Annotated in this window: 7 protein-coding genes; 5 read left to right on the top strand and 2 right to left on the bottom strand. The window is 49.4% G+C overall.

From position 1 onward, the window contains the following. Nucleotides 1-14 precede the first annotated feature (14 nt). Nucleotides 15-1,010 carry a D-2-hydroxyacid dehydrogenase family protein gene (locus tag UF06_RS01005; RefSeq protein WP_045568774.1) on the bottom strand — a complete coding sequence of 332 codons (996 nt, stop codon included), beginning with the start codon at nucleotides 1,008-1,010 and terminating at the stop codon, nucleotides 15-17. A 363-nt stretch (nucleotides 1,011-1,373) separates the two neighbouring features. Between UF06_RS01005 and UF06_RS01000 the strand changes: the two genes are divergently transcribed. Together UF06_RS01000 and yghU are read left to right on the top strand one after the other, a co-directional pair. Next, nucleotides 1,374-3,197 carry a M4 family metallopeptidase gene (locus UF06_RS01000; protein ID WP_045568773.1) on the top strand — a complete coding sequence of 608 codons (1,824 nt, stop codon included), beginning with the start codon at nucleotides 1,374-1,376 and terminating at the stop codon, nucleotides 3,195-3,197. A gap of 169 nt (nucleotides 3,198-3,366) precedes the next feature. After that, nucleotides 3,367-4,227, top strand: coding sequence for a glutathione-dependent disulfide-bond oxidoreductase (gene yghU, locus UF06_RS00995; RefSeq protein WP_045568772.1), 861 nt, complete (start codon nucleotides 3,367-3,369; stop codon nucleotides 4,225-4,227). A gap of 107 nt (nucleotides 4,228-4,334) precedes the next feature. On the opposite strand, the gene UF06_RS00990 is transcribed toward yghU, so the two are convergent. Continuing rightward, nucleotides 4,335-6,158: a Na/Pi cotransporter family protein gene (locus UF06_RS00990; protein WP_242401970.1), complete on the bottom strand. Its 1,824-nt coding sequence runs from the start codon at nucleotides 6,156-6,158 to the stop codon at nucleotides 4,335-4,337. A gap of 189 nt (nucleotides 6,159-6,347) precedes the next feature. Between UF06_RS00990 and UF06_RS00985 the strand changes: the two genes are divergently transcribed. The 3 genes from UF06_RS00985 to tnaA all read left to right on the top strand — a co-directional run bounded on the left by UF06_RS00985 (nucleotide 6,348) and on the right by tnaA (nucleotide 12,562). Next, nucleotides 6,348-9,107: a M16 family metallopeptidase gene (locus tag UF06_RS00985; protein WP_045568771.1), complete on the top strand. Its 2,760-nt coding sequence runs from the start codon at nucleotides 6,348-6,350 to the stop codon at nucleotides 9,105-9,107. Nucleotides 9,108-9,550: 443 nt separating this feature from the next. Continuing rightward, complete coding sequence (locus UF06_RS00980) at nucleotides 9,551-10,642, top strand: methyl-accepting chemotaxis protein (RefSeq protein WP_045568770.1); 1,092 nt, start codon at nucleotides 9,551-9,553, stop codon at nucleotides 10,640-10,642. 501 nt (nucleotides 10,643-11,143) lie between these two features. Then, nucleotides 11,144-12,562 carry a tryptophanase gene (gene tnaA / locus UF06_RS00975; RefSeq protein WP_045568769.1) on the top strand — a complete coding sequence of 473 codons (1,419 nt, stop codon included), beginning with the start codon at nucleotides 11,144-11,146 and terminating at the stop codon, nucleotides 12,560-12,562. The last annotated feature ends 24 nt before the right edge of the window (nucleotides 12,563-12,586 follow it).

The raw sequence follows: 12,586 nt of genomic DNA, 5'->3' as shown, positions 1-12,586 counted from the left end.
GGTACAAACAGATCTTAAATCGCGCTTATTTGTGCGGTGAGTGTCTCAGGATTGGCGATATTTTGCGCTTTACCATTGGCAAACGCATTAATGTTCTCAAACGCACAGCGAAAGTACAGCTCGTAGCTGTTTTGCTCAACATAGCCGAGGTGTGGCGAGGCGAGCACGTTGGGTAAAGTCAGCAGCGGTTGATTCTCTGCGTTGGCGGGTTCTTGCTCGTAGACATCAACGGCGGCAAATTTGTCTGGGTTGTCAGCCATTTGTCGATATAACGCCCCGGCTTGTACCAGCTCGGCCCGACTGGTGTTGACAAACAACGAGCTTGATTTCATCTGCGCTAAGTCTGCTTGAGTGACGATGCCACGCGTTGCATCATTTAAGCGTAAATGCAGTGAAAGCACATCCGCGCGGCAAAAAAACTCGCTTTTACTTTTCGCTGCGTCAAAGCCATCTTGCTGCGCTTTTTGTCGCGACGCGTCACTGCCCCAAACCAACACTTGCATGCCGAATGCTCTACCAAACTGCGCAATCATCTGGCCAATCTTGCCATAACCCCAGATCCCGAGCGTTTGTCCGTGCAGTGTTTGCCCAAGCCCCGGCAAGTCACTTTGCTGCCAGCGACCGCGTTGTAGATTGTTGAGATATTGAGGTAACTGCCTACGCGCGGCCATGATCAAGGCCCAGCACAGCTCCGCGGGTGCTATCGGCGAGCCGATTCCCTCGGCTACTGCCACGTTGGCTTGTGTACAGGCAGCGAGATCGAGATGGTTGCTGATTTTTCCAGTTTGGCTAATTAACTGTAAGTTTGGCAGTTGGCGAAGTAGGGAAGCAGTGATCGGGGTACGTTCGCGGATGAGGACTAGAGCCTCAAAGGGCTGAAGCCTCTGCGCCAGTGTTGTTTCGTCGTTGATGGTTTGATTAAAGACTGTCACCTGATGATCATCAAGTAGCGAAAAACAGCTAAGGCGCCGCACCTGATCCTGATAATCGTCCAAAATTGCAATTTTCATGAACTCTCCTTGTGAATGAACCCTGCATGTAACACAAATAAATCAAATTCTTAAGCGAGATTTTGAGAGAATGTTCGCAGTAATGTTATTGATAACTCTGTGTCAAAACAAATAAGCACAAAAATATAATTAGCGAATAATTCACTGATTTTTATAGTTGTATTTTATAAAATCAATCAATACTGAATGTCTCAATGTTAATAATATGTATCATTTTGTATACATATGGTTAAATTTATTTTTATAAAAAATTGGCTGAGTGATTTTTTGTTGACCATCTTTCTCGTGCCAGCGGTGTTCCGTTGGCCTTCAACCACATAGATGAGGTTGGAGAAGGAAAAACTATATCAACAGGAATCAAGAATGAAACACAACCAACGTCAAATTCCTTGGCTGATTGCAGCCGGAGTCATCTGTTCTCTTCCAGTCACAGCCGCCGAGATGGTCCCCGTATCCGATAGCAATATCTTGGAGCAGGCGCTTTCGCTACAGGCACAAAGTGTGGCTCCAGTTGAAAATGGCTTTCAGGCAGTCAAGAGTGTTCAGCTTCCTAACGGTCAGGTACGAGTCCGTTATCAGCAGACTTACCAAGGGATCCCTGTCTTTGACACTGCGGTGGTCGCAACAGAAACTCAGTCAGGTTTAAGCAATGTTTATGGCACCATGGCGCAAGGCATCGCAGGCGATGTGGCCTCGGTGAAACCAGCTATCGACCTCAAACAAGCCATCAACATTGCGCTGCAACGCCACCAGACGATCAGCTTCAATGGCCAGCCTTTTAAGGTTGAAAACGAGAACGGTCAACTGATGGTGCGCCTTGACGAAAATAACAAAGCGCAGGTGGTTTACTTAGTTAATTTCTTTGTTGCTGAAGAAGAGCCATCTCGTCCGTTTATGTTCATTGACGCCAACAGTGGCGAAGTGCTGCAAAGCTGGGATGGCCTTAACCATGCAACGGCGCACGGTACTGGTCCTGGCGGAAACAGCAAAACAGGCCGCTATGAGTACGGTACGAACTACCCGGGTTTTGTCATCAACAAAGTGGGCACCACCTGTACCATGGACAACAGTGTGGTCAAAACCGTTGACTTGAAGAACCGAACCTCGGGAAGCACCGCATACAGCTATAGTTGTCCTGGTGAAAGCAACTATAACGACTACAAAGCGGTTAACGGCGCATACTCTCCACTCAATGATGCACACTATTTCGGTAAAGTGGTGTACGACATGTATCAAGATTGGATGAACACGGCTCCGCTGACGTTCAAACTGACCATGCGCGTTCACTACAGCAGCAGCTATGAGAATGCGTTCTGGGATGGTTCTGCGATGACCTTCGGTGATGGCGCTTCAACCTTCTATCCATTGGTTGATATCAACGTCAGTGCCCACGAAGTGAGCCACGGCTTTACCGAGCAAAACTCAGGGCTGATTTACAGCGGCATGTCCGGCGGTATGAACGAAGCCTTCTCTGATATCGCTGGTGAAGCGGCTGAGTTTTACATGAAAGGCAGCGTTGACTGGTTAGTTGGGGCGGATATTTTCAAATCGAGCGGCGGTCTGCGCTACTTTGAACAGCCATCACGCGATGGACGCTCAATCGACCATGCTTCGCAATACTACAACGGTTTGGACGTGCACCACTCCAGTGGTGTTTACAACCGCGCTTTCTACCTGTTGGCGAACAAGTCCGGCTGGAACGTGCGCAAAGGCTTTGAAGTGTTTACCTTGGCAAACCAACTGTACTGGACCGCGAGCAGTACCTTTGATGCTGGTGCTTGTGGCGTAGCAAAAGCGGCTGGTGACATGGGATACAGCGTGAACGATGTGGTTGATGCGTTTAACCAAGTGGGTGTCAACGCAAACTGTGTACCAAACAACTCACGTGTGCTGGTCAATGGTACGCCAGTGAACAACCTCTCTGGCGCATCCGGTTCGCTTGAGTTCTACACCTTTACCGTGGACAGTGCAGCGAGTGCGGTGGTTTCCATCTCTGGCGGTAGCGGCGATGCGGATCTCTATCTCAAGGCTGGCAGCAAACCCACCACAGGTTCTTGGGATTGCCGCCCTTATCGCAACGGCAACAGCGAGAGTTGTTCGGTCAATGCGCAACCCGGCACCACCTACCATGTGATGCTGCGTGGTTACTCAAGCTACAATGGCGTGACACTAAAACTACAACACTAAGTGGTTTGTTTTTCCTAAAATCAGATCGGGCAGGCACTCCTGCCCGGTTTTTCGTTTACATAACCAAATGTTCTAGATAAGACGACAATGTTTTGTCTTGAGTGCTTTTGTTTTTACTCCCTTGCCCTGATATTGGTTAAGTCACCCTCCAATAACATAAGGAAACATCATGGCAGATACCTACATTCCACCTAAAGTTTGGACCATGAATGCGGACAACGGCGGTCAGTGGGCGAGCATCAACCGACCTGATTCCGGTGCGCGCTTTGAACAAGAGCTTCCGGTAGGGCAACATCCGTTGCAGCTCTATTCAATGGGCACGCCCAATGGGCAAAAAGTCACCATTTTGCTCGAAGAGTTACTGGCGCTCGGCGTCTCACAAGCGGAATATGACGCGCACCTGATCAAAATCGGCGATGGCGATCAGTTCTCTTCTGGTTTTGTGGCGGTCAACCCCAATTCGAAGATCCCCGCATTGGTCGATCGCTCTGCAGAGCAGTCGATCAATGTGTTTGAGTCGGGCAACATCTTGCTCTATCTCGCAGAAAAATTTGGCCACTTCCTGCCAAGCGATCTCGCTGCGCGCACTGAAGTGATGAACTGGCTGTTTTGGTTACAAGGCTCGGCGCCGTATCTTGGTGGCGGATTTGGCCATTTCTACGCCTATGCGCCGGAAAAATTTGAGTACCCGATCAACCGTTTTACCATGGAAGCCAAACGCCAACTGGATGTGTTGGATAAACAGTTAGCCAAACAACATGCCTACATTGCGGGTGATGAGTACAGCATTGCCGATATCGCCATCTGGCCTTGGTATGGCAATTTGGTGCTCGGCACCGTGTACAACGCAGCGGAGTTTTTGGATGTGGCGAGCTATCAAAACGTGGTGCGCTGGGCAAAAGCGATCGAACAGCGTAGCGCCGTGCAACGCGGGCGTATTGTCAACCGCACGTGGGGCGAGGAGTGGGAGAGGGTGGCTGAAAGACACAGCGCCGCGGACATCGACCAAGTACTTGCCAAACGCAGCTAATCAGGCTTAAGCGCCACTTGCAAGTAGCCACAGAAAAGGAATGCCACGGCATTCCTTTTTGCTTGCTTGAGCGTGAGGATTCGTTGAGCTCGTCGGAAAGTCAATAGCTAACTGGCGACCGATTGGCTCTCCTCTTCACTGGCACTGTTGCGCAGTTGCACCTTTGCCATCCGTTTGGCTAAGGTATACACGCGTTTGAGTGATTCCACCCACTCCATCTCATAGCGGAAAACTCGTAGGCGATTGCCATCTTGCACCGCCAATCGTTGCGCCTGATGGGCCAACACCGCATCAATCAACGCATTGAGCTCACGCTTGGCGTTGATTACTGCTTGCGCTTCGGCGGCGTCGCTGCGCCGCACCGAGTTAACTGCATCCAGTAACGTGTGATTCACTTTTTCTTGCACTGTGTCTAAGGTCTTGCGCATCTCTGGGCTGATGCTGATGTCATCGTTAAGTGCTTTATAGGCCAGTGGCAAGAGCGAGTTGACGACGATATCGGCGACGCTTTCGAGCTGGTGGCTAATGCTGATCAATTTGATCTGCCGCGCACTTTGTTGATCAGAAAGTGGCTCTTTGCGCAGTTGGCCAAGATAGGAAAGAATAGCGCCATGCAGTTGATCGACCTCCTCTTCAATCGCTTCAATTTCTTTGAGTTTGTCTCTCACCGCGAGCACTTCTTGGCGCTTTTTACAACCTGGCGCGAGAGGAGGCAACATGTTGAGCATGTTACAGACCCGTCGTCCGACTCGGCCAATCTCCAGTTTCGCTTGATCGAGCGCGATGTCAGGGGTGGGAAGAAACGCTGCGTCAATGTATTTGGTCTGCAATTGCGTTTTTGTCTCGCCCGATTGAGGAGGAAGAATTTTGCGCACCAGCCAGACAAACGCCCCCGCAAAGGGCAGCATGATCGCGGTGTTAAGCACATTGAACAGGGTGTTGGCGTTGGCAATTTGCCTAGGCAGTTCGGCGGCCAGTTTGTCCACCCCGCTTAGGCCCGGTTGCGTCGGTGAAAGTGCGATACTCATTTGCGCCAGCCAACCAATCAGCGGTAACCAAATCATCACCCCCAGCACATTGAACAGCACATGCACGGCCGCGGTTTGCATCGCTTCGCGGCTTTTTCCGACCGCGGCGAAGATGGCGGTGATGCAGGTGCCGATGTTCGCGCCCATGGCTAGTGCGATCCCGGTTTCTAGCGGAATAAAACCTTGGCCAGCGAGCACAATCACAATCCCTGTGGTGGCGGAAGAGGACTGAACCAGTGCGGTAAATAGGGCCGAAATTAAGATCGCCAGAAAGAAATTGTGCATGTGTGCCATTAACTGAATGAATGGCTGGTAGCTGCGCAGCGGCTCCATCGCCTCGCTCATTAGATTCATGCCAAGGAAAATCAATCCTAAGCCAAACAACATGTTACCGTAATGCTGGGTGGTCTCTTTTTTCGAGACAAAGAACATCATAAAGCCAATTGCTACCATCGCGAGCGCCGCTTTGGTCACTTTAAAGGCGATGATTTGTGCGGTAACTGTGGTACCAATATTGGCGCCCATAATCACGCCAATCGCTTGCGGCAGCGTCATTAGCCCCGCTGAAATAAATCCCACCAACAGGACCGTGGTCACCGACGACGATTGAATGATCGCAGTAATGCCCGTACCGGTTGCGACCGCCGCTAAGCGGTTAGTGGTCAGTTTGGCAAGCCACTGCTTCATCTTGTTGCCCGCGACGCGTTTTAGCGCATCGGACATTTTCTCCATGCCATAGAGAAAAATCGCTAACCCGCCGAAGAGGCCAATGCTCATTGGTAAGTAGTGGATCTCATTTTGCTGGGTACTCGCCGTTTCAGTGGCGGAAAAAACGGCAAAAGGCAACAAAGTGAGGAGAAAGGCGAGCTTGGACAGAAAAGGGAGAGTAGGCATAGGCAACATAGGCAGCATCACTTTTATTCTTCTTCGTTACTTAAAGATTAGCCGTTAATAATCAGAGCGTGACAGATTCGTTTCACACAGCAGTTTGCGAGTGATTTCTAACTCTTTCATGGTGTTGTGAGTATTGAATGGTATGCATATCTGCTGTTCGATATATTAGTCAGAGCAATTTAACGAAGGGCTAGATTAATGAGAAGTATGCTGTTTATACCCGTTATACCTGCACTTTTGCTGGCTGGATGCACGCTGACCGAGTTGTCACTGCCACTTCAGCCAGACAGCAACTGGCAGGTGGCCACACTACCGAATGGAATGAAATATCACCTTTATCCTACTGACGACTCGCAAGTATCACTGCGCTTGGTGATCAATAGCGGTTCTTTTCAAGAAACGCCGCAGCAGCAAGGTTACGCGCATTTTATTGAGCACATGGCGTTTAATGGCAGCCAACATTTTGCGGGTAATCAAGTGATTGAGCTGTTTGAGCAAGCTGGGGGCAGATTTGGTGCCGATATCAACGCCTTTACCAGTTACCAGCAAACAACTTATAAATTGGATCTGGCAGACAATAAACGGCTTAAAGACGCGTTAACGTGGATGCGTGACATTGGCGATGGCCTTGAGTTTGACCCCAATGAAGTTGAAAAAGAGAAAGGGGTGATTTTGGGTGAGTGGCGTCGCTCTCGCCCGGAAGATAAAGCGTTTTTTTATAATCTATACAATGCCATGATTGATGACACGGCCTACGATCAGCATGATGTACTGGGCTCGGAAGCCTCCATCCAAAATGCCACGGCCACGGCGTTGCAAAACTACTATCAACGCTGGTATCAGCCGCAATATAGCGAACTGATTGTCACTGGCAATGTCGATGCTGCGCAGTTGAGTGAAGTGATTCAGCAGACTTTTTCGAGCTGGCAGTCAAGCACCACTGAGCCTTTGCCAAAACAGCGTGATGTCTCCTTAGTGGTTGAAGATCGGGTGCTGCTGAGCAGTTCACTAGAATCGCCAAGCGTTCATTACGTGATTGATCGCGGTCCTGCCAGCGTGCAGAACCGCGCACAGCAGTGGCAAAACTGGAGTGATGATATTAGCGCCAAGCTCATTCAGCAGCGCTTGTATGCAACGCTGAATGATTCGGCAGAGCCTTTTTTGAACGTCTACGCCGGTAATGAAATCATCAACTACAGCCGAGTCTCTTTTGCCGGGATATTTTTTGCACCCGAGCAGCGCCATGAGATGAATCGGTTGTTCACCAGCACGCTCGCATCACTGCGCGATCATGGCGTGACCCAGCAAGAGCTGGATACGGTGCTGGCTGAATATCACGGCTGGCTAGACAATCTAGAGAGCGATTGGTCTAAGCACAATCCAGCCTACTCGGCTGATCAGCGCGTTTTTGCCCTTGAGCAAAATAGCGTCAATCAATCCAAAGCGGACTACCAGCAGAGCTTGAGCCAGTTTGTTGCCAGCCATGATTTAAGCCAAACCAATCAGCAGTTACGCGATTTGTTGTCCTCGGATCCCGCATTCATCATGGGCTTAGATAGAGGCGATAAGATTGCCCAGTGGGTAGGGGCAACCAAGGCCGTTAGTGCGGCTTACCAACAAGCGGGCATCAAGCCGCTCAATATGGATGTCAAAAGTAATGGCTTGCTTGAGCCGAAGCAGGATGGGCGCATTTTAAGCGTGGCTGACCACCCCGGCGGTTTTAAAGTTTTTCAATTATCGAATGGGGTGGAAGTCTGGTTCCAGCAAGACAAACAAGCAGGCGATCGCGCTTACTTCAATTTTGCCAGTCAAGGTGGTAAAGCAGCCTTGGATCCTTCGCTGTTCGCTGCGTTTGAAGTGGCTACAGCCGCGGCGATACAAAGCGGCTTGGGACAATTTTCAGGCCCGGAGCTTGATCGCTATTTGCGCAGCAAGGATGTTGCCCTCTATCCCTATCTGGGTTTGACGCACCACGGCATTGAAGTGACCACGGCGAAAAAGCACTTAGCGGTAGCGATGCAAGCTCTATACAACACCACAACAGAGATCAAGGTGGAAGCCAAACAGCTTGAGGCGGCGAAGAAAAACTTTGCGCAAAATCGTGACGCGTTTGTCGATTCGCCTGTCGGTAAGTGGATTATGAGCATCAATCGTAACTTCTACCAACCGCAAAGCCGTCACCAGCTATTGTTGCCGGAGGATATTAAGGAGGTCACTTCAGAACAAATTCATGCCGTGCACCAAGAGTTATTTCATAAAAATCATGGATTTAAGATGGTCGTTGTTGCCGATTTGACCAGCGAGCAATTAACGCCCTTGCTGCGTCAATATGTGGCGTCGATTCAGTTGCAAGACGCCGAACCCATCGACTTCAGCGTAAAATATCGACAAGACTCCAAAGTCTATCAATCTTTGAATGAAGGGGCAGAAGCGTCATCCATGTACGTTGTGCGGCTGTGGAATCCACAGGGTGAGGTGAAGGTGGGTAAAGCGGTGTTTGCCGAAGACATGCTACAACGCATCAGCACCAGCCGCGTGCTCAAACAGCTACGTGAGGAGGCGAGTTTAGATTACAGCCCAAATGTGACTTCAATCGCACTGGACAACGAAGCGGTCTCTGACTGGTATTTTGAATCGCAATTGGCGCCACAAGATGTGGAAAAAATGGAAGCTCAATTAAACACCGTACTTTCACAATTGGCGAATGACATTACGCAGCAAGAAGTCGATACCGCTGCGCAGCAACTGAGCTTGGCTTTGCAAGATCTCGCCAAGGATCCCAAGCAACGTTGCTGGTTCTACACCCGTTATTTGATCAGCGGCTATGGGGTGGATGTGTTGCTTGATGTGGACAAAACCGCCCACAGCGTCACTCTGCAAGAGATTCGCCGATTGGCTAAGCACGCTTTTGGCCCTGACGCCAAACGCTTTACCAGCGTACTCAATCCTAAATCCTAACCCTCGTCTATCTATGTTCAGGCAACGGAGGCGGTTGCCTGAACGTTTCTCGATGTTCCGAAAATCGTCTCTGACCAGCTTGCGTGCTTCTTAGAGTCTGCTAATACTCTTTAGTGTATTCGTAATATTATCAGTAATTTAATATGCACCTTGTTGCGTTTTTGGTGTGGTGTGTGCTAGTCAATTGACTGGTTTTACCAATAAACGCAAGTGCAGTCACAGAAAAAAAGCCGTGCCACAGAGTTCGCCCATATTAAAACCGTGACACTAGTGAGAAAATACACCGGCTTAGGTGAGGGAAAGTGATTGCTGCCACTCCCGTGCAATGTATGAGCCCCAACGGCGAGTGTGATGTGCCCTGAAGTGATGCGAATAACATTTAAAAAGAAACTCCATTTTGCCCTCCCGCTTTGCAGGGTGAGAAGAGACTAGGAAAGCCAGTCATGTTTAATCAAAAACTCAAATCAGAAATACGCCAATTACAGAGTGAGTTGGACAATGCCAAACAACAACATGCCATCGAAATCGCCGAATTTTCTGCCTTAATTGAGCAAAAAGAGCGAGAAATACAAGAATTGAAAGAATCGCGTTTTATTGAGTCGGCTCTTGTAAGAAGCCAACTGCAAGGCGGCACTATGCTTGAAGCGATTCGCACCGGGCTTGCCTCTAGCGCCGAAGAGCTGATTCGTGAGCGCGAGTCGCTGGTCGAATTGGACGAGATGTTCGAACAAACGCACGCCGCGCTGGGAAGGTTGGAAAGTCGTGCCAAACGCATCAATGAACAGGCCAACAGCAATATGCAAGGGGCGCAAGTGTTGGAAAACACCGCATCCTCCATCGGACAGCTTATCCACGCGATTCAAGAGATCTCTGCACAAACCAACTTGTTGGCGCTCAATGCTGCGATTGAAGCGGCACGCGCTGGTGAAGCCGGGCGCGGTTTTGCCGTGGTAGCGGATGAAGTGCGCGCTTTAGCGGGCAAAGCGCATACGGCCAGTGAGCAAATCGAAGAGTTGGTCAACAAAGTGATTGTGCAAACCTCAGACATCAAACAGTCGATCGGTAAAAACCAGACTTATTCGTTGGAAGTTGCCAGCTCGTCAGAACAAATCGGCGCTGTGGTCAGCGATGTGGTGGTTAAATCCCGCCAAATGCAGGAGGTGATCCGCGTAGCGACAACCCGAGCCTTCCTTGACACGGTGAAGCTTGACCATGCAGTGTGGAAAAATAATGTCTACGACAGCATTAACCGCCGCAAATTCGACACTGTGGTGAACAGTCACAGCGAATGCCGTTTAGGGCGCTGGTACTTTGAAGGACAAGGTGCTAAGCAGTACAGTCACCTTGCCAGCTATGGCAGCTTGAAAACGCCACATCAGCGTGTACACGACGCTGGCCGCGCCGCGTTGGATGCGGGCGGCAAGCGTGATATGAACCGTTTAGTCAGCCAACTGGAAGCAATGGAATCGTCCAGTGAACAAGTGGTCACGGTGATTGATCGCCTACTCAACGAAGTGATTCACGATAAGCGCTAAAGGATAAAACTCGCCACGGCGTTGTGGGTCGTGGCGACATCCCTTTGAAAGCACGCTATTATTCTCGTGTCCTTGCTGCATATTGACAAATAATAGAGTGATAAATTCTAAAAACGAGGTAAATATCGCAAAATAAACTATAGTGAAATTCACTAATATTGATTATATTGATATTCATATGACAAATTTGAAACAATCCGATTTCAAATGGTGGTGATATGGATATGCACAACTACTCAAGCTATTGGTTTACTAAAGATTACAAAATCGCTTTCTTCTTTCCTGCATAGTCTCTTCTATTGGTGGGTATTCCACTATCTGTCTGATTTTAAATTAATAATAAACAGTTAATTAATCAGAATCCCACAATCTGCTTACTCATTCACATGCGAACGGTTATTTCCGTAGCGTGCGAAAAAGTACGCTTTAAATATATTTATCCTGAATATTCTGAGTCTCTATTCGGGCGGGATCTGATTACCTGCAAGAAAGGTAATAATAATGAACAATTTCAAACATCTTCCAGAACCATTTCGTATTCGTGTTATTGAGCCAGTAAAACGCACCACAGAAGAATATCGCCAACAGGCGATTATCAATGCCGGTATGAATCCGTTTTTACTCGACAGCGAAGATGTGTTTATCGATCTGTTGACCGACAGTGGTACCGGCGCAGTAACGCAAGACATGCAAGCGGCGATGCTGCGTGGTGATGAAGCGTACAGCGGTAGCCGCAGTTACTACGCCTTAAAAAATGCAGTACAAGATATTTTTGGCTATCAATACACCATCCCAACGCACCAAGGTCGCGGCGCAGAGCAAATTTATATTCCGGTGCTGATTAAAAAACGCGAACAGGAGAAAGGGTTAGATCGCAGTAAAATGGTCGCGCTATCCAACTATTTTTTCGACACCACGCAAGGGCATACGCAAATCAACTGCTGCGTGGCGAAAAACGTCTACACCGAAGAGGCGTTTGACACTTCGGTGACCGCCGATTTTAAGGGCAACTTTGATTTAGAAAAGCTTGAACACGCCATCCTTGAAGCCGGGCCTGCCAATGTTCCTTATATTGTCAGCACCATCACCTGCAATTCGGCGGGCGGACAGCCTGTATCGATCGCCAACTTGAAAGCGGTGTATGAAATCGCGCAGCGCTACGACATTCCGGTGATTATGGACTCAGCGCGTTTTGCGGAAAACGCCTATTTTATTCAGCAGCGCGAGCCGGGTTATCAGGAAAAAAGCATTGCCGAAATCACCTTAGAAGCCTACCGCTACGCCGATGGATTGGCGATGTCAGCGAAAAAAGACGCCATGGTACAGATGGGTGGTTTGCTCTGTTTTAAAGACGATCGCATGCTGGATGTGTACAACGAATGTCGCACTTTGTGTGTGGTGCAAGAGGGTTTTCCAACCTATGGCGGTTTGGAAGGCGGCGCGATGGAACGTTTAGCGGTTGGCCTGTATGACGGCATGCGCCAAGAGTGGCTCGCCTATCGCATCAGCCAAGTGCAATATTTAGTCGATGGGTTAGAAGCACTGGGTATCGTTTGCCAGCAAGCAGGCGGTCATGCGGCGTTTGTTGATGCTGGAAAATTGCTGCCCCATATTCCGGCGGAGCAGTTCCCAGCGCATGCGCTGGCGTGTGAGCTTTACAAAGTTGCGGGGATTCGCGCGGTGGAAATTGGCTCTTTGCTGCTAGGGCGTGACCCGGCAACAGGCAAGCAGCTTGCCTCCCCAGCGGAGCTGCTGCGACTTACCATTCCCCGCGCGACCTATACGCAAACGCACATGGATTTTATTATCGAAGCGTTTGAAAAGGTCAAAGCCAACGCGGCGAACGTCAAAGGGCTGGAATTTACTTACGAGCCGCCCGTACTGCGACATTTCACTGCGCGCTTTAAAGAGGTGAAATAAAGCCTTAACGTTGAGAAAAGATAA

The organism is Vibrio sp. S234-5 (assembly GCF_000960595.1).
Lineage (GTDB): Bacteria > Pseudomonadota > Gammaproteobacteria > Enterobacterales > Vibrionaceae > Vibrio.
This window is presented reverse-complemented; position numbering and strand designations above follow the sequence as displayed.